The following is a 17,311-nucleotide window of genomic DNA, read 5'->3' as shown; positions in this document are numbered from 1 at the left end:
TGTCGCAGCAATCATGACCGCAGTCGGGCAGCGCGGGAACCGCCAGCCCCCGGACCACTCCCAGACGCCACCGCAGCTCGGTTCGAATCCCGAAAGCGGCCCGGTACGTCAGCACCCTGGCCCCACACCCAGGATCCTGCGTCGCCTTGGCGGGCCAGCCCGTCCACAGTGACGACGAGCGCGCCCCTGCGGGTCCGGCACCAGACCGGTGCCGGACCTCACGCACCTCTCACACCACCTCCGGCACCGCCACCGGCGCCCCCACCCCCACATACCGTGCGACCGGCCTGATGATCTTCGAGTCCTCCGCCTGCTCCACCACATTCGCACCCCACCCCACCACCCGCGCGGCAGCGAACGTGGGCGTGAACATCTCCCGCGGCAGCCCGCAGAGTTCCATCACCAGCCCCGCGTAGAACTCGACGTTCGTGTGGAGTTCGCGGCCCGGCTTGAGTTCGGCGAGGATCGCCTCCACCTGGCGTTCGACCTCGACCGCGAACTCGACCCGGGGCCCGCCGAACTGCTGGGCGACCGCACGCAGCATCCGTGAACGCGGGTCCTCCGTGCGGTAGATCGCGTGACCGAAGCCCATGATGCGGTCGCCGGCGAGGACGCGTTCACGGATCCAGGGGTCGATGCGGTCCGGGGTGCCGATCGCGTCCAGGGTGTCCAGGGCGCGACTGGGCGCACCGCCGTGCAACGGGCCCGAGAGCGCCCCCACGGCCCCGACCAGGCAGGCCGCCACATCCGCCCCCGTCGACGCGATGACCCGCGCGGTGAAGGTTGATGCATTGAATCCGTGGTCAATGGTTGAGATCAAGTATTGCTCGATCGCCCTGGCCTGCTGCTTGTCCGGCTCCGAACCCGTCAACATGTAGAGGTAGTTGGCCGCGTAGGAGAGGTCCTCGCGCGGCTCCACGGGGTCGAGGCCCCGGCCCAGCCGGTACAGCGCGGTCAGCAGCGTCGGTACGGCGGCGGAGGCCACGAGGGTGTCCGCGCGCCGCGCGTCGGCGCCGATGTCGTACACCGGCCGGAAACCCTTCGCGGCGCCGAGCAGCGACAGCGCCGTACGCATGCCGGACAGCGGTCCGGACGTCCCGCTCGCCGCCGCGACGGCGGGCAGCGCGGCCCGCACCTCGTCGGGCAGCCGGCGCAGCGCCGCGGTCTCGGCGGCGAAGGCGGCGCTCTGTTCGGCGTCCGGCAGTTCGCCGCTGGCCAGGAGATGCCAGACGTCCTCGAAGCCGCGGGTCTGCGCGAGTTCGACGGCGGAGTACTGGCGGTAGTGGTAGAAGCCCTCGGTCCCCCGGACGTCACCGATTCGGGTGTCGGTGACGACGACGCCCGCGAGTCCCCGCGGAACCTCGATACGAGTGGCAGCGGCCCTGTTGATGGACATGTTTCCTCCCTGGACTTGATTTCAATGTCCATGATTGACTCAATCTCTGTCAATATTGATTGAATCAATACAATGAGGAGTGGATACGGTGACTCCCATGCGCGATCAAGAAACCGCTCCCGGTCACCCCGAACGACGGCTGAGCACCAAGGAGACCGCCGAGCTGCTCGGCGTGAAGCCCGAGACCGTGTACGCGTACGTGAGTCGCGGACAGCTGGGCAGCAGGCGCGAGCCCGGTGGCCGGGGCAGCACCTTCGACGCCAAGGAGGTGGAAGCGCTCGCCCGGCGCAACAGACGGGAGAGCAACGGGAGTTCGGGTTCCGGGGGTGAGTTGTCCGTACGCACCCGGATCACGCTCATCGAGAAGGACCGGTACTTCTTCAGAGGCGTCGACGCGACCGAGCTGGCCGCGCGCCACTCCTACGAAGAGATCGCCGAGTGGCTGTGGACCGGCGAGTTGCGTCCCGGGATCACGTTCACCGCACCCAAGGCGGCCGTCGCCGTCGCCCGCCGCGCCGTCGACGCACTGCCCGAACACGCGGGCCCCACCGACCGGTTGCGGGTCGCGGCCATCTCGGCGGCGACCGCGGACCCGCTGCGCTTCGACCTGTCCGAGGACGCCGTGCTCGGCACTGCACGCACCCTCATCCCCACCCTCGTCGCCGCCCTGCCACCGGTGCGGCGCACCCACCGCGACGAGGGTCCGCTCGCCCACCGCCTCTGGGCACGGCTGAGCGGACATCCCGCTGACGAGGCGTCACTGCGCGCCCTGGACACGGCACTTGGCCTGCTCGTCGACCACGACCTGGCCGCGTCCACCCTCGCGGTGCGGGTCGCCGCCTCGGCCCGCGCGCACGCCTACGCGGCCGTCTCCTCCGGCCTGGGCGTCCTCGAAGGCCCGCTGCACGGAGCGGCCAGCGGCCTGGCGCACCGGATGCTGCTCGACGTCCTCGACCGGGGCAGCGCCGCCCCGGTGGTCGCCGACGAACTGCGGGCCGGCCGTCGTGTCCCCGGACTCGGCCACCGGCTCTACCCGGGCGAAGACCCACGCGCGCGTACCCTCTTCGCACTCCTGAAGGACGTGCCCGGCGCCGGGCCCGCCCTCGCCGCGGCCCGTGACATCGTCGCCACCACGGCCCGCCACACCCCGCTGCACGCCAACGTCGACCTGGCGCTCGCCGTCCTCACCGCCTCCTCGGGCATGCCCTCCACCGCGGGCGAGACGATCTTCGCGGTCGCCCGGACCGCGGGCTGGATCGCACACGCCCTGGAGGAGTACGGCGAGCGCCCGCTGCGAATGCGGCCCAGCGGCCACTACGTCGGCCCGAAACCGCCTCAACCACTACCGGAGTAGGACACTGGCCCGGCTGGAAGTCGCCCCGAGTCAAGTCAGGTTAGGCTCACCTCTGTGAGTACGTGCGCGACCGTCTCTCGGGACCTCGACGAGCCCATTTCCGGAACCGCGGCCACGGCGACGACGTGGCTGCTGCTGGAACAGCCCGGTCCTTGGGGTGCCAAAGCGCTCACTTCGAGCCACCTGGACCCCGCGCTGGGGGGCGCCCTGGAAACGGCGGCCACGAACACGGGCGTACGGATCGCGCTCATCCGGCGTCCCGGGCGGCACGCCGACCCGGCGCCGTCACGGGTACGCCAGGTGTACGCGGCCCACACCGTTCCCGGAAACGCGTGGCTGCACAGCGCCACGACGACCGACCCGCGGCAGCTGCTCGACCTCGACTTCGCGGCCCTCGGCGCGGGTGACCCGCACTCGTTCGGCTCGGCGCTCGGCGGGCGGGCCCACACCGGTGATCCGCTCGCGCTCGTCTGCACCAACGGCAAGCGCGACCGCTGCTGCGCGCTCCTGGGCCGTCCGCTCGCCGCCGAACTGGCGGCCTCCGGGGTCGAGGGCGCCTGGGAGGTCACCCATCTGGGTGGTCACCGTTTCTCACCGACGGTGCTCGTCCTGCCGTACGGCTACGCGTACGGGCGCGCCGAGGCCCATGCCGTCAAGGAGATCCTGCAGGGCGTCCAGGAGGGCCGTGTGGTCGTCGAGGGCTGCCGGGGTGCCTCGGCCTGGGAGCGGCCCGGACAGGCGGCGGAGCTGGCCGTGCGGAGGGCAACGGGCGAGTACGCGACGGACGCGCTGAGTGTCGTACGGACGGAGGGCGGCGCACCCCGCTGGGAGGTGACGGTCGCGCACACCGACGGACGCCACTGGCGCGTGATCGTCGCCCAGGGCGCCTCGCTGCCACCGCGGCCGGAGAGCTGTGGGGCGTCGGTTCTCGGTGCGCCGGCACGGATGGACGTGGTGGCGGTGCGCGAGCTGACGACGGCGCCGGCGCGCTGACTCGCCCGGCACCGGGCCACCTGACCGGCTTCCTCGGGAAACGGCCCTCTCCTGGAGGCTCCTTTCCCCAAGAATTGGTCAAGAGATCCGCACCACACCCCTAGGGCAGGCACTGTCCCGACACGTACCTTCGTGGGTATGAGCCCCACCCCTCTCGCACGCCGCCGTCGCCTCGGGCTGCCGCGGCGGGTGTTCTCGCAGGTGCTGCTGATGCAGCTGGCGATCGCCGCGGGAGTCGCGGTCCTGGCGACCGGGCTGTTCCTCGCGCCGCTGAGCAAGCAGCTGGACCAGGAGGCGATGAACCGCGCCCTGGCCATCGCCCAGACCACCGCGCAGCAGCCGCAGATCATCAAGGACCTCCAGAGCACCCCTCCGACCGCGGACGGGCCCGTGCAGAAGGAGGCGGAGCGGATTCGGAAGGCCACCAAGGCCGAGTACGTGGTGGTGATGGACTGGCGGGGCGTGCGCTGGTCGCACACGACTCCGAGCGAGATCGGCCGGTTCGTCTCGACCTCTCCCGGTCAGCCGCTGGCCGGTCAGGAGGTCAAGGAGATCGACAAGGGCACCCTGGGCCGTTCGGCCCGCGGCAAGGTGCCCATGCGCGACGCCGACGGCACGATCATCGGGGCCGTCTCCGTGGGCATCAAGTACGACGGTGTGCGCGCACAGTTGATCGGCGCGATCCCGGGGCTGCTGGCGTACGCCGGGGGCGCTCTCGCTGTCGGCGCGCTGGCGGCCTGGCTGGTCTCCCGGAGGGTCCAGCGGCAGACCCGGGACCTTGCCTTCTCGGACATCTCGGCGCTGCTCTCGGAGCGCGAGGCGATGCTGCACGGCATCCGGGAGGGCGTCGTCGCCCTGGACCGCGCGGGCCACATACGGCTCCTGAACGACGAGGCACGGCGGCTGCTGGGCATAGGTGACGAGGCGGTCGGCCGGTCCCTGGACGAGGCGCTCGGCGAGGGGCGTACGACCGACGTCCTGGCCGGCCGGGTGACCGGCACCGATCTGCTCGCCGTCCGGGGCCAGCGGGTCCTGGTCACGAACCGGATGCCCACCGACGACGGGGGCGCCGTCGCCACCCTGCGCGACCGCACCGAACTGGAGCAGCTCGGCCGGGAGTTGGACTCGACACACGGCCTGATCGACGCCCTGCGCGCCCAGGACCACGAACACGCCAACCGTATGCACACTCTCCTGGGGCTGCTCGAACTGGAGATGTACGACGACGCCGTGGACTTCGTCGGGGAGGTGGTCGGCGATCACCGGGCCACCGCCGAACAGGTCACCGAGAAGATCCAGGACCCCCTGCTCGCCGCCCTGTTGGTGGGCAAGGCGACCGTCGCGGCCGAGCGGGCCGTCGCCCTGTGGATCTCCGACCGCACCTGGCTGCCCGACCGGCTGATCGACCCACGGGGGTTGGTCACGGTGGTCGGCAACCTGGTGGACAACGCGCTCGACGCCGTCGGAGGCACACCGCACGCACGCGTGGAGGTCGAATTGCGGACGGAAGGGCGGACGGCAGTGCTCCGAGTGCGGGACACGGGACCCGGAATCCCGGAGGAACAACGGGAGTTGATCTTCACGGAGGGATGGTCCACGAAGAAGCCACCGGCCCACGGCAAGCGTGGAATCGGGCTCTCCCTGGTGCGTCGGCTCGCCGAACGGCAGGGCGGCAGCGCGGTGGTGACGGAGGCATTCGGCGGGGGCGCGGAGTTCGTGGTCGTGCTGCCCGAGGCGCTGACCGAACCGGACCTGGAACCCGCTCTCACCGCCCCAGCGGAGCCTGTCACCGAGGAGGACTCCCGATGATCGAGGTCCTGGTCGTCGACGACGACACCCGGGTCGCACGGGTCAACGCCGCCTACGTCGAGAAGGTGCCGGGCTTCCATGTCGCGGCCGAGGCGCACAGCGCCGCCGAAGCGCTGAACAGACTGGAGACGCTGCCCCGGCTGGACCTGGTGCTGCTGGACCACTATCTGCCCGACGACACCGGGCTCGCGGTGGTCCAGGAGATGCGCCGACGTGGCCACCAGAGCGACGTCATCATGGTGACGGCGGCCCGGGACGTGACGACCGTGCAGGCGGCGATGCGGCAGGGCGCGCTGCAGTATTTGGTGAAGCCGTTCGCCTTCGCGGGCCTGCGGGCCAAACTGGAGGCGTACGCCGAACTGCGCCGCACCCTCGACGGCGGTGGCGAGGCCGAACAGGCCGAGGTGGACCGCATCTTCGGCGCCCTGTCCGCGCCGTCGGAGCCCGGGCTGCCCAAGGGGCACTCCCCCACGACCGCGGAACTCGTGCGCCAGTCCCTGATGAACGCCGAAGGCCCCCTGTCCGCCCAGGAGATCGCCGACCGCACCGGGGTGAGCCGGCAGACCGCCCAGCGCTATCTGAAGCTCCTGGAGCGCACCGGACGGGCCAGGCTGACGCTCAAATACGGCGACGCGGGCCGCCCGGAACACCGTTACGTGTGGGCGACCCGCGTCTGAGGGCGCGGCCGGTCAGCCCGTCGCGTTCTTCACGAACTCGGTCGTGTACGTCTTGTCGAGGTCCACGTCGGCGTTCTTGATGGTGGGATTGAACGCCTTGAGCACCTTCTCGACGGTCTCCGGACCGTTGGCCGGCATCACGCCGTCCTTGGTGAACATCGGCAGCGTGCTCTTGATCGCGGTGGCGTAGAGGTTCTTGTTGCCCTGGGAGTAGTCCGCGGGCATCTTGTCGGCGATCTCGGTGGCGCTGTGGGTGGACATCCATTTGAGCGTCTTGACGAATGCATTGACCATCTTCTGCACAGTGGACTTGTGGCTGTTCACCCAGTCCGTCTGCATGTACAGACTTGACGAGGGGTACGGCCCACCGAGCGCCGCCTGCGATCCCTCGGGCGTCCGCATGTCGACGAGGATCGTGCCGGCCTTCTTGTCGAGGATCGTCGCGACGGTCGGGTCGGTCGTCATGCCGGCGTCGATGGAGCCCTGTTGGAGCGCGGCGACGAACGTCGGTCCCGCGCCTACGGCAACCGGGGTGCACTCGCTGACATTGACGCCGTTCTTGACGGCGAGGTACTTGGTGAGGAAGTCGGTGGAGGAGCCGAGGCCGGTCACACCGAGCTTCTTGCCCTTGAAGTCCTTGGGCGACTTGACCTTCCCGGCCGCCTTGGTGGACACCACCTCCACCTCACCGGGCGCCTGCGAGAACTGCACCACGGACTCGACCGACTTGCCCTTGACCTGCAGATCGAGCGTGTGGTCGTAGAAGCCGACGGCTCCCTGGACCTGCCCGGAGACGAGCGCGGTCTCGGCCTGGACACCGGCCGGTTCGCTCAGCAGCTCGACGTCGAGGCCCTCGGCGTCGAAGTAGCCGAGCCGCTGGGTGAGCATCGCGGGCAGGTAGATGACCTTGTCCAGGCCACCGACCATGATCTTGACCTTCTCGCCCTTGCCGTCGCCCTTGGCGCCGGAGCCGGTGGAGGCGGTGCTGGCCGCGTCGTTGGCACAGGCGGTGAGCGAGGAGAGGGCGAGCAGGCCCGAGGCGGCCAGGGCGGCGTATCTGGCGGTCTTGCGCATGGCGGTTCACGTCCTTGTGAGGGTGCGGTGCGGGGAGGAAGGGGGCTCTTCAACAGGGGCCCCAGGAGGGGCCGTTCAGCTGTCGGAGCCCGACGGCTTCCAGCGGAAGATGCGGTTCTCGGCGAAGGTGAGGAACCCTTCGGCGACGAGGGCGACGACCGCGAGGATCACCATCGCGGCATACACACCGGCCGCGTTGAAGGTGCCCTGGGACTGCGCGACGAGCAGGCCGATGCCCTTGGTGGCGCCGATGTACTCGCCGACGATCGCGCCGATGAGGGCGAAGCCGAAGCTGACATGGAGGCTGGTGAAGATCCAGGAGGTGGCGGACGGGATGACCACCTGAAGGGTCACCCTGCGGTCGCTGGCGCCGAGGATGCGGGCGTTGGCGACCAGGTTGCGGTCGACCTCGCGGGCTCCCTGGAAGGCGTTGAAGAACACCGGGAAGAAGACGAGTACGACGGCCGACGCGACCTTGGAGGCCGGTCCGAGCCCGAACCAGATCACGAAGATCGGGGCGAGGACGATCCTCGGTATGGAGTTGAGCACCTTGATGTATGGACCAAGAATGTCGGCGAGCAACGTGATCCGCCCCAAAGCAATACCGAACACCACACCGGCGATGACACCGATGATCCAGCCCAGCAGCGCCTCCTGGAGCGTGAACCAGATCTGCTCCCCCAGGGAGCCGAGCGCGGTCCCGTGCATCACCCAGGTGTAGATCTGGTCCCAGATCTTCGACGGCATCGAGAAGTTGAACGGATCGATGACCTTGGCCCGGGAGAGCACCTCCCACAGACCGAGGACGGCGATCAGGAGCAGCACTCTCGCCGCCCCGACACCGAGCTTGCGTTTACGGGCGGCACGCGCGCGTGAATGGGCGCGGTCCGTCTTGCTGCCGGGCTCGACCGCGGTCGGTACGACCCGGTCCTCGGGCATGACCTCAGGCGACATTGGCCGCACCCCTCTCCCGCGTGATGCGGACCTCTTCGCCGAGGGACTCCCAGATCTCGCGGTAGATCTCGATGAACCGCGGCTCCAGGCGCACGGATTCGACCTTGCGGGGCCGCGGCAGGTCGATGTCGAAGACCTGCTTCACGGTGGCCGGCCCGGCGGTCATCACGACGACCTTGTCGGCCAGCGCGATGGACTCCTCCAGGTCGTGGGTGACGAAGACGACCGAGGCGCCGGTGCCCTCCCACAGCTCCAGGAGCTCGTCCGACATCAGCGCCCGGGTCTGCACGTCGAGCGCCGAGAACGGCTCGTCCATCAGCAGGATCTCGGGGTCGTTGACGAAGGTCGCGGCGAGCGCGACCCGCTTGCGCATACCGCCGGAGAGCTGGTGCGGATAGCGGTCCTCGAAGGCGGAGAGCCCGACCCGGGCCAGCCACTCACGCGCCTTCGCCCTGGCCTCCGCCTTCGGTACGCCACGGAAGCGCGGGCCCGCCATGACGTTGGACAGGACTGTTCGCCAGGGGAAGGTGGCGTCCTGCTGGAAGACGAAGCCGACCTTGTCGCCGACGCCGGAGACAGGCTCCCCGGCCACCAGCACATCGCCCTCGGAGGGCTCTTCCAGGCCGCTGACGAGGGTCAGCGTGGTCGACTTGCCGCAGCCCGTGGGGCCCACGACCGCCACGAACTCGCCACGTCCGACGGTGAGATCAAGCCCCCGTACGGCCGTGTGCAGACCCCCCGACGGGGTCCTGAAGGTCTTGCTCGCGCCCCGCAGCTCGATGGCGGGGCTGGTGTCTGCGCTCATGGCCGGGACCGTAGATGTGGCCCGGACCACAGCAGCAGTCTTCTGGGCGCAAGCCGTTCTTTTGCTCGCAAGAGCCTGTTGTGCTCGTTTTGCTCGCGCTACAACTGCGGAGCCGAAACACGGGCTTAACGCTCGCCTGGCCTTGAGGAAAGAGGCCCAATGATTGACGTCATGGTCGTGGACGACGACTTCCGCGTCGCCGAGATCAACGCCAAGTACGTGGGAAAGGTTCCCGGTTTCCGGGTCACCGCCCGCGCACACAGCGCTGCCCAGGCGCTGGCCACCGTGGAACGCGGGACCATCGACCTGGTGCTGCTCGACCACTATCTGCCCGACCAGACGGGTCTCGAACTCGTCCACCGCATGCGGCAACAGGGCCACACCACCGACGTCATCATGATCACGGCGGCCAGCGATGTGGCGACCGTGCAGCGGGCGATGCGCCTGGGCGCCCTGCACTACCTGGTCAAGCCGTTCACGTTCGCCGCGCTGCGCACCCGCCTGGACTCGTACGCCGCCCTGCGCCGCACCGTCGACCGTGTCGGCGGGCGCGGGATCGCCGGCCAGGAGCAGGTCGACCGCATCTTCGGCGCCCTGCGCACGACCACCGCACCGGCCTCCCCCGGTCTGCCGAGCGGCCAATCGGAACCGACCACCGACCTGATCTGCGGCGTCCTGCACCGCGCCGGCCACCCGCTCTCGGCCCACGAGGTCGCCGCCGAGACCGGCCTGAGCCGCTCCACGGCGCAGCGCTACCTCCGCCACCTGGAACAGGCCGGCCGCCTCCGCCTCTCCCTCAAGTACGGCGACACGGGCCGCCCGGAACACCGCTACGCCTGGGGGGCGCCGTAGCCGCGCGACAACTGTGCGCGGCCGTCAGCGGCGTCCGTACGACGACGGACGCCCCGGCTACACGGCCCCCGCCCCCGTCAGCGCCCGTACCTCGGTCTCCGCGTGTTTGGCCTCGTCCGGGACCTCCGGCGAGGTGACCGTGCCGAGCCAGCCGGCCAGGAAGCCCAGCGGGATCGAGACGAGGCCGGGGTTCTGGAGCGGGAAGAACTGGAAGTCGACGCCCGGGAACAGTGATTCGGGGCTGCCCGACACGACCGGTGAGAGCAGTACGAGGGCCAGCGCGGGGATCAGTCCGCCGTATACGGCCCAGACGGCGCCGCGTGTGGTGAAGCCGCGCCAGAACAGGGAGTAGAGCAGCACCGGGAGGTTCGCGGAGGCGGCGACGGCGAAAGCGAGGCCCACCAGGAAGGCGACGTTGAGGTCCCTGGCGAGTAGGCCCAGCGCAATCGCGATCACACCGATGCCGACGGCTGCCGTCCGCGCCACCGCCACCTCGCTGTACGGCTTGGCACGCCGGCGTCGCAGCGACGCGTAGAGGTCGTGGGCCACGGATGCGGAGGAGGCCAGCGTGATGCCGGCGACCACCGCGAGGATCGTGGCGAAGGCCACGGCGGCGACGATCGCGAACAGGACTGTGCCACCTGTGGAGTTGGCGCCGCCGCCCAGGTCCAGCGCCAACAGCGGCACGGCGGTGTTCCCCGCCGCGTTCGACTTCTTGAGGGCTTCCGGTCCGACGACGGCGGCTGCGGCGAAGCCGAGCACGATCATCATCAGGTAGAAACCGCCGACGAGCCCGATCGACCAGATCACCGAACGGCGAGCGGCCCGCGCGGTCGGCACGGTGTAGAAGCGGGACAGGATGTGCGGCAGTCCGGCCGTCCCCAGCACGAGCGCCAGGCCCAGGCTGATGAAGTCGAACCGGGCGGTCCAGTCCCCGCCGTACTTGAGCCCCGGCGCCAGAAACGCCAGGCCGTGACCGCTGCGGTCGGCCGCGGTGAGCAGCAACTGGTCGATGTTCCCGTGGAAGCGCAGCAGGACCAGCACCGTCAGCGCGACGGTGCTGCTCAGCAGCAGGACCGCCTTGACGATCTGGATCCAGGTGGTGGCCCGCATCCCTCCCAACGACACATAGATCACCATGAGCGCGCCGACGCCGATGACGGTCCACGCCCGCGCGGCCGGGCTGGTCCCGCCCAGCAGCAGCGACACCAGGCTGCCCGCGCCCACCATCTGTGCCACCAGATACAGAACGGACACGGTGACCGAGGAAGTTCCCGCCGCGATCCGCACCGGCCGCTCGTTCATCCGCGCGGCGACCACGTCGGCGAGCGTGAACCGTCCGCAGTTGCGCACCAGTTCGGCGACCAGGAACAGCACCACGAGCCAGGCGACGAGGAAGCCCACCACGTACAGCATGCCGTCGTAGCCGTACAGCGCGATGAGCCCGGTGACGCCGAGGAAGGAGGCGGCCGACATGTAGTCACCCGCGATGGCAAAACCATTCTCCATCGGGGAGAAGAGCCGCCCGCCCGCGTAGAACTCCTCCGCCGAACCGTGCCGGTTGCGGCTCACCCAGGTCGTGATCCCCAAGGTGACGGCGACGAACCCGCTGAACAGCAGCAACGCCAGCGTCTGATGATTGCCGGTCACAAAGCACCGCCTCGTACACCACGCGTCAGTTCCTGGGTGTCCCACCGCAGTTCGAGCGCGGCCCGGTCCCTGCGCAGCCGCGCATGGCGGGCGTACGCCCAGGTCAGCAGGAACGTGGTGACGAACTGCCCGAGCCCCGCGACCATCCCCACGTTCACGGCACCCGCCACAGGCCGGGCCATCAGCCCGGGCGCGGTCGTCGCGGCCACCACGTACGCCACGTACCAGGTGAGGAAGACGATCATGCCCGGCACCACGAACCTCAGATACCGGCTGCGCACCTCCTGGAAGGCCGCACTGCGCTGCACGTCGAGATACACGTCCCCGGCCCGCAGCGCCGGTGCATCGTCCTCCCTGCGTGCGGCCGGCACCTCGGGAGCGGGCGCCCCCGTACCGTCCAACTCGCCCCAGCCGGACGCGAGTGCGTCGTACCACGGGTCGTGGTACCTCACCTTTCCGGATGCCTCGGCGGGGGTCAGGTCATGACCTTCGTGGTTCTCGGCCGGACTCTCGTGACCACTCGCGCCACCGCGGGGACGGCCGTTGCTTGACTGCATGCCCAAGGATGGACAGAACGGGAAGATCCCCGACTCTTCTTCTCCGGGGTCTTCACCCCATCAGGTGACTCAACCCGCTGGTGGCCGCACCAGCCCCTTCCCGTAGGCGTAACGCACCGCCTGCGCACGGTCCTTGAGTCCCGTCTTGGCGAACAGGTTGTTGATGTGGGTCTTCACGGTCGCCGTGGAGACATGCAGTTCGCGGGCGATCTCCTGGTTGGTCAGGCCCTCCGCGATCAGCACCAGCACCTCGGCCTCCCGCGCGGTGAGCCCGTCCGGCGGCTCGGCGGGACCCGGTGACGGCTGCGGCTCGGGGTCGGACAGGCGTTCCAGGAGCCGCCGTTGGATGCTCGGCGACAGGCCCGCGTCCCCGGAGAGCACACTCTCCACGGCCCGTACGATCTCGTCGCCGCCCGCGTCCTTGGTGAGGTAGCCGCGTGCCCCGGCACGCAACGCCGGGAAGAGTGACGCGTCGTCCGCGAAGGTCGTGAGCACCACGACCTGCGTTCCGGGATGCTCCGCACGGATCCGCCGGGTCGCCTCGACACCGTCACAACGGGGCATGCGCAGGTCCATCAGGACCACGTCCGGGGCGAGTTCGGCGACCAGCCGCACCGCCTCGTCCCCGTCGCCCGCGGCGCCGACGACCTCGATCCCGGGCAGCAGCCCCAGCAGCATCACGATGCCTTCCCGTACGACGGTCTGGTCGTCCGCGACCACGACCCGCGCGGGCTTCTTCACAACCTCCTCCGTCATGCGGGCACCTTCAGCGTCACCACGAATCCCTCCTCCTCCGGCTCGGCCCGCAGTGAACCGCCCAGCAGCTCGGCGCGTTCCCGCATGCCCAGCAGACCGTACCCACCTCCCGCGCCGGTCAGTTCACCGGGCGAACCGCCCGAGTCCCGTACATCCAGCCTCACTTCGTGCTCGCCGTACTCCAGCCGAAGCAGCACCTTGGCGCCCGGGGCATGCTTGCGGACGTTCGTCAGGGCCTCCTGGGCGACCCTGCGCACGGCCTGCGAGGCCTCGGCCGAGAGCTGCCGCCGGTCACCCGTAACGGTGACCTCTGCACCGGCGGTCGTAGCGACGATCTCGGTCAGGAAGTCCTCCAGCGGGGTCATCTCGCCCCGCAGCGCGGACAGGGCCTGCCGGGTCTCGGCGAGGCCGTCGCGGGCCATTCCCCGTGCCGCCACCACCCGTTCGAGAATCGTCTCCCGGTCGGCGCCCCGCTCGATCAGCAGCCGGGCCGCCTCCAGGTGCACGAGCTGGGCCGAGAGGCTGTGGGCCAGCACGTCGTGGATCTCCCGGGCTATACGGGCCCGCTCCGCCAGCGCGGCGGACTCCGCCTCGGCCGCGCGGGCCATGCGTTCCTGGGCGAGCAGCCGCTGTGCGTTGCCCCGGGCCTCGGCGTCGAGGCGGAGTGTGTATCCGGCGAGGGCCAGCCCTCCCGTCGTGACCGCGGTGGTCAGCCATACGTCGTCGTTGACCGCGGCATAGGTCGCTAGGGATACCGATGTCACGGGCAGGGCGACCGCGATGGGCAGCCGCTCAAGCGAGCTGACGGCGCAACCGCACCAGACCACGACGGCCGGGACTGTGAAACCGGCCGCCTGTCCCCCGATCGCGACCCCAAGGAGCGCCGCGATCAGTGCCACAGACGGCCAGAGTCTGTGGGCGAGGGTGGTGCGCCAGAAGGCCCAGGCGAGGGCCGCGGTCACGAAGATCCCGGCGACGCCTCCGGCGAGGGCCCAGCCGTGGACGTGGTCGCCGGTGAAGGCGCCCCACAGCAGCATGCCGATCACCAGCAGCCGGACGGCCCAGGCGAGCAACCGCCGGGACCGTGTGATTCCCGCTCGGCTCAGCGCCTCCCGCGAGGGCCAGCGCGTCCACGCGTTCTCCGTCACGCGCGCTCCTTCCGGGCGGGCGGCGCCATGCCGAAACCGTACGCCGGAGCGGATCCGGCCGTCCCGGTGAAGGACTGGGCACGCCAGACCAGGACACCGGAGCGGACCAGCAGCGTTGCCGCGAGACCGAGCATCAGCGCGGAGCTGTTCTGGTGCACACCGATCAACGCGCCCAGGGCGATGAGGCCGACGCGCAGGGCTATCCCGACGATCCAGACGCCCCCGCTCGCCTTGGTGCTCTTGCTCCACACGGAACCGTCCGTCTCGACCCACAGGCGTGTGGTCCAGGCCCAGCCGGCTCCGGTGGCCAGCCCGATGAGCAGTTCGACGCCGAGCAGGAGGGCCGACTCGGTGTGGTGGTGCGCGTCGAGTACGCCGGGTTCGCGCAGCGCCACGACGGCGAGGATCACGGGGAGGAGCCACCAGCGCCGGTCGGTGCCGATCCGGCGGGCGCTGAACTGGCGCACGATCACCACCGCGACCACGGCCACGATCACCAACGTGTTGACGAGCCCGGACATCGGAGCCTCCGTGAGCGGAAGGGGATGTCGGCGGCGAGCGCTGCCGACGTCTTCGAAGCTACGGAAATTCGCAGGTCGGCAGATCGGCGCCAGGGTGGATCGTGGGTGGATCCGCCGACCATGCCAGCCTCCACCCACGGGTGGAGCAGACCGACGGCGCCGGGCATCGGCCGGTGCCTCGGTTCCGGGCCCGGGCGGGGCTCGGAACGGGACCGGAGCCGATATCCGGCGCCGTCGGTCACACGTCGGCGTTCACGCGTCGATGCGCGACCGGTCCAGTGTCGCGGCCGAGCTGGAGATGAACTCCTTGCGCGGTGCCACGTCGTTGCCCATCAGCAGATCGAAGACCTGCTCGGCCGCGTCCAGGTCGGAGAGGTTGATCCGGCGCAGGGTGCGGTGGCGGGGGTCCATCGTCGTCTCGGCCAGCTGGTCGGCGTCCATCTCGCCGAGACCCTTGTAGCGCTGGATGGAGTCCTTGTACCGGACGCCCTTGCTCTGGAACTCCAGGAGCTTTTCGCGCAGCTCGCGGTCCGAGTACGTGTAGACGTACTTGTCCTGCCCCTTCTTCGGCTGGACGAGCTCGACGCGGTGCAGCGGCGGCACCGCGGCGAACACGCGGCCGGCCTCGACCATGGGCCGCATGTAGCGCTGGAACAGGGTCAGGAGCAGACAGCGGATGTGGGAGCCGTCCACATCGGCGTCGGTCATCATGATGATCTTGCCGTAGCGGGCCGCGTCGATGTCGAAGGTGCGGCCCGATCCCGCTCCTATGACCTGGATGATGGCGCCGCACTCGACGTTCTTCAGCATGTCGGTGACCGACGACTTCTGGACGTTGAGGATCTTGCCGCGGATCGGCAGCAGCGCCTGGAACTCGGAGTTCCGGGCGAGCTTGGCGGTACCGAGCGCGGAGTCTCCCTCGACGATGAACAGCTCGCTGCGCTCGACGTCGTCGCTGCGGCAGTCGGCGAGCTTGGCGGGCAGTGAGGAGGTCTCCAGGGCCGTTTTGCGGCGCTGCGCGTCCTTGTGCTGGCGGGCCGCGATACGCGTGCGGGCCGCGGCGACGGCCTTCTCCATGACCACGCGGGCCTGGGCCGCCGCGTCGCGCTTCGTCGAGGTCAGGAAGTCCTTGAACTCCTTGGTGACCACGTTGGTGACGATGCGGCGGGCCGCCGACGTACCGAGCACCTCCTTGGTCTGACCCTCGAACTGGGGTTCGGCGAGCCGGACGGTGACGACCGCGGTGAGGCCTTCCAGGGCGTCGTCCTTGACGACGTCGTCCTCGGCGACGCGCAGCAGCTTCTTGGCGCGCGCCACCTCGTTCATCGTCTTGACGATGGCCTGCTCGAAGCCTGCGACGTGGGTGCCGCCCTTGGGGGTGGCGATGATGTTGACGAACGACTTGAGGTTGGTGTCGTACCCGGTCCCCCAGCGCAGCGCGATGTCGACGCCGAGTTCGCGGGTGACCTCGGTGGGCGTCATCTGGCCGTGGTCGTCCAGGACGGGCACCGTCTCCTTGAAGGTGCCCTGCCCCGACAGGCGGAGGACGTCACAGACCGGCTTGTCGCTCGCCAGGTACTCGCAGAACTCGCTGATGCCGCCGTCGAAGCGGAAGGACTCCTCGCCCTTGCTGCCGCCCTCGCCGAGGCCGTACTCGTCGCGGACGACGAGGGTCAGCCCGGGCACCAGGAACGCGGTCTGGCGGGCCCGCTGGTGCAGGTTCTCCAGAGAGAGCTTGGCGTCCTTGAGGAAGATCTGGCGGTCGGCCCAGTAGCGCACGCGCGTGCCGGTGCGGGTCTTGGGGATCCGCTTGGTCTTGCGCATGCCACCGGGCTCGAACGCGGCGTCGGGACCGGCGGCGGCGAAGGAGCCGGGCACACCGCGCCGGAAGCTGATGGCATGGACGCTGCCGTTGCGGTCCACCTCGACGTCGAGCCGCGCGGACAGGGCATTCACCACGGAGGCACCCACGCCGTGCAGACCACCGGAGGCGGCGTACGAGCCGCCGCCGAACTTGCCGCCGGCGTGCAGCTTGGTCATGACGACCTCGACGCCGGAGAGACCGGTCTTGGGCTCGACGTCGACCGGAATGCCCCGGCCGTTGTCCCGGACCTCCACAGAGGCGTCGTCGTGCAGGATCACCTCGATGTGGTCGCAGTAGCCCCCCAGGGCCTCGTCCACGGAGTTGTCGATGATCTCCCACAGACAGTGCATCAGGCCACGACTGTCGGTCGACCCGATGTACATGCCCGGGCGCTTGCGTACGGCCTCTAGCCCCTCAAGGACGAGCAGGTGCCGCGCGGTGTAGTTGGAACCGTCCCGGTCTGCTCCTGCCAGCAGCGCTGTCGACGGCACGGACGTTTCGGCGGTCACGCGGTTCGCTCCTCGCTGAATTTCAGATGAGGCCCTTTTGGGTAAGGGCTCGGCTTCGGTTGCCGCTCAGAGGGTACCGAGGCCTGGTAGAGCCGTTGTAACGCCACCCTCGTCTCCTCCTCACACTAGTCCAGGGTCGTATACCTGTTCGATCCCTCGATGGAGTGAAGTACATATCACGTTCCCTTCGGGGCATGAACCATTTAGGCTCCGGGCACGTCCTCAAGAACAACCGGCAACCCAGCCGGGAGGACCGACCCCTGACCCACAGCGCGAACCCGTACAGACACATAGACACGCAATACGGCACATTCGCCGCCAACCGGCAGCAGACAGCAGCCCCGGAAGAATTTTTCGAGGAAAAGCCCAGAGCGGGAACGTTTTCGGGCTGG

15 protein-coding genes are annotated in these 17,311 nt (G+C 69.7%); 5 read left to right on the top strand and 10 right to left on the bottom strand.

Annotation, left to right across the window (positions count from 1 at the left end; translation table 11 throughout):
* Positions 1-229 precede the first annotated feature (229 nt).
* On the bottom strand, positions 230-1,396 hold the full coding sequence (locus OC490_RS37270) for a citrate synthase/methylcitrate synthase (protein ID WP_262062470.1): 1,167 nt from the start codon (positions 1,394-1,396) through the stop codon (positions 230-232).
* Positions 1,397-1,493: 97 nt separating this feature from the next.
* Between OC490_RS37270 and OC490_RS37265 the strand changes: the two genes are divergently transcribed.
* The 4 genes from OC490_RS37265 to OC490_RS37250 all read left to right on the top strand — a co-directional run bounded on the left by OC490_RS37265 (position 1,494) and on the right by OC490_RS37250 (position 6,229).
* The gene (locus tag OC490_RS37265) at positions 1,494-2,750 is read left to right on the top strand and encodes a citrate synthase (RefSeq protein WP_262062469.1); all 1,257 of its coding nucleotides are present in this window, start codon (positions 1,494-1,496) and stop codon (positions 2,748-2,750) included.
* 54 nt (positions 2,751-2,804) lie between these two features.
* Positions 2,805-3,743 carry a sucrase ferredoxin gene (locus OC490_RS37260; RefSeq protein WP_262062468.1) on the top strand — a complete coding sequence of 313 codons (939 nt, stop codon included), beginning with the start codon at positions 2,805-2,807 and terminating at the stop codon, positions 3,741-3,743.
* A gap of 138 nt (positions 3,744-3,881) precedes the next feature.
* Positions 3,882-5,552, top strand: coding sequence for a sensor histidine kinase (locus OC490_RS37255; protein WP_262062467.1), 1,671 nt, complete (start codon positions 3,882-3,884; stop codon positions 5,550-5,552).
* Positions 5,549-6,229: a response regulator gene (locus OC490_RS37250; protein ID WP_262062466.1), complete on the top strand. Its 681-nt coding sequence runs from the start codon at positions 5,549-5,551 to the stop codon at positions 6,227-6,229. The genes OC490_RS37255 and OC490_RS37250 overlap by 4 nt, the downstream gene beginning before the upstream one ends.
* Positions 6,230-6,241: 12 nt before the next feature.
* Here OC490_RS37250 and OC490_RS37245 read toward each other — a convergent pair whose 3' ends face one another.
* The 3 genes from OC490_RS37245 to OC490_RS37235 form a co-directional block, all read right to left on the bottom strand.
* Positions 6,242-7,303, bottom strand: a complete 1,062-nt coding sequence (locus OC490_RS37245; RefSeq protein WP_262062465.1) for an ABC transporter substrate-binding protein — start codon at positions 7,301-7,303, stop codon at positions 6,242-6,244.
* Positions 7,304-7,378: 75 nt separating this feature from the next.
* Positions 7,379-8,257 carry an ABC transporter permease gene (locus OC490_RS37240; RefSeq protein WP_262062464.1) on the bottom strand — a complete coding sequence of 293 codons (879 nt, stop codon included), beginning with the start codon at positions 8,255-8,257 and terminating at the stop codon, positions 7,379-7,381.
* The gene (locus OC490_RS37235; RefSeq protein ID WP_200709977.1) at positions 8,247-9,062 is read right to left on the bottom strand and encodes an ABC transporter ATP-binding protein; all 816 of its coding nucleotides are present in this window, start codon (positions 9,060-9,062) and stop codon (positions 8,247-8,249) included. Before OC490_RS37235 ends, OC490_RS37240 begins: the two co-directional genes overlap by 11 nt.
* A gap of 159 nt (positions 9,063-9,221) precedes the next feature.
* Between OC490_RS37235 and OC490_RS37230 the strand changes: the two genes are divergently transcribed.
* Positions 9,222-9,914: a response regulator gene (locus OC490_RS37230; RefSeq protein WP_262062463.1), complete on the top strand. Its 693-nt coding sequence runs from the start codon at positions 9,222-9,224 to the stop codon at positions 9,912-9,914.
* A gap of 57 nt (positions 9,915-9,971) precedes the next feature.
* Here the strand turns inward: OC490_RS37230 and OC490_RS37225 are convergent, their stop codons facing one another.
* The 6 genes from OC490_RS37225 to OC490_RS37200 form a co-directional block, all read right to left on the bottom strand.
* Complete coding sequence (locus tag OC490_RS37225; protein ID WP_262062462.1) at positions 9,972-11,564, bottom strand: cation acetate symporter; 1,593 nt, start codon at positions 11,562-11,564, stop codon at positions 9,972-9,974.
* Complete coding sequence (locus OC490_RS37220) at positions 11,561-12,121, bottom strand: DUF485 domain-containing protein (protein WP_262062461.1); 561 nt, start codon at positions 12,119-12,121, stop codon at positions 11,561-11,563. The genes OC490_RS37225 and OC490_RS37220 overlap by 4 nt, the downstream gene beginning before the upstream one ends.
* Positions 12,122-12,190: 69 nt before the next feature.
* Positions 12,191-12,877: a response regulator transcription factor gene (locus OC490_RS37215; RefSeq protein ID WP_262062460.1), complete on the bottom strand. Its 687-nt coding sequence runs from the start codon at positions 12,875-12,877 to the stop codon at positions 12,191-12,193.
* Entirely contained in the window at positions 12,874-14,025 is a 1,152-nt protein-coding gene (locus OC490_RS37210) for a sensor histidine kinase (RefSeq protein WP_262062459.1), read from the bottom strand. Before OC490_RS37210 ends, OC490_RS37215 begins: the two co-directional genes overlap by 4 nt.
* Positions 14,022-14,546, bottom strand: coding sequence for a DUF1453 domain-containing protein (locus OC490_RS37205; protein WP_262062458.1), 525 nt, complete (start codon positions 14,544-14,546; stop codon positions 14,022-14,024). Before OC490_RS37205 ends, OC490_RS37210 begins: the two co-directional genes overlap by 4 nt.
* 252 nt (positions 14,547-14,798) lie before the next feature.
* Positions 14,799-16,919, bottom strand: coding sequence for a type IIA DNA topoisomerase subunit B (locus OC490_RS37200; protein ID WP_262062457.1), 2,121 nt, complete (start codon positions 16,917-16,919; stop codon positions 14,799-14,801).
* Between the last annotated feature and the right edge of the window lie 392 nt (positions 16,920-17,311).

Source organism: Streptomyces sp. STR69 (assembly GCF_024519455.1).
Taxonomy (GTDB): Bacteria; Actinomycetota; Actinomycetes; order Streptomycetales; family Streptomycetaceae; genus Streptomyces.
This window is presented reverse-complemented; position numbering and strand designations above follow the sequence as displayed.